Origin of the sequence: Zunongwangia atlantica 22II14-10F7, assembly GCF_002094855.1 — a bacterium.
Taxonomy (GTDB): domain Bacteria; phylum Bacteroidota; class Bacteroidia; order Flavobacteriales; family Flavobacteriaceae; genus Zunongwangia; species Zunongwangia atlantica.
Genome location: NZ_ARYN01000076.1, coordinates 1 through 735 on the forward strand (window position 1 = coordinate 1; position 735 = coordinate 735).

A 735-nucleotide genomic window follows, 5' to 3' on the forward strand; every position below is an offset into this window, starting at 1 on the left:
AACTGTCCATACTCGAAACAGTTAGCTGCAAGACAAAAAAATTCGCAATAAAAACAAAATGAAGAACTTATTTTTAATCATATTCGGACTATTAACATTTAGCGGATTTTCTCAAGATTATTTACTTGCCGATGAAAATTCAGATAAAACTATGATTGCGGATTTTATTAAAAAATCTATCGCAGAAAAGAAATTAAAAAAAAATCCAGTTATAGTAGTCAACGAAAGAGTTTTAAAAGACAACGAATTGGATAAATTAAATTTCTATAAATCCGATATTTTAGAATTTAGTTTAGTAGCAATGGATAATCCTCAAATGATTAATATTTATGGAAAACAAAGCTTAAACGGAGTTTTATTGATTGAAACAAAACCGTTTCAAGAAAAAGCAGCGAAAAGTATTTCAGACAGCAAAGTACTTTACTTGCTAAATGAAAAACCTATAACTCAAACGGAACTTGAAAAAATAAACCCTGACACAATTGAATCTGTGGAAGTGATAAAAGACGAAAAAGAAATAGCGAAATATACAACTGACAAATATGATGGAGTTGTAAAAATTAAACTAAAGAAAACTGAATAAAGTCCAGCAGCTAACACCGTATAACAACAATTGCTGCTTTGTGTCCTGCGGACACAACCACTCAAGCATAAAAGTCGGTAATTTTAGCTATCTTAGTTTTTAACCAATCCGCAACTGATTGTTATACAAGACCGTCAGACTGTCTCAAAACC

At 30.6% G+C, this 735-nt stretch carries 1 protein-coding gene; it reads left to right on the top strand.

Annotated features, from left to right (window positions below):
- The first annotated feature begins 58 nt into the window (after positions 1-58).
- Positions 59-583 (top strand): hypothetical protein, encoded by a 525-nt coding sequence (locus IIF7_RS20645; RefSeq protein WP_084843566.1) that lies wholly within the window; start codon positions 59-61, stop codon positions 581-583.
- Positions 584-735 lie beyond the last annotated feature (152 nt).

Bases quoted from the DNA above. Each gene is read 5' to 3' on its own strand.
- IIF7_RS20645 (WP_084843566.1), top strand. From the start codon at position 59: ATGAAGAACTTATTTTTAATCATATTCGGACTATTAACATTTAGCGGA.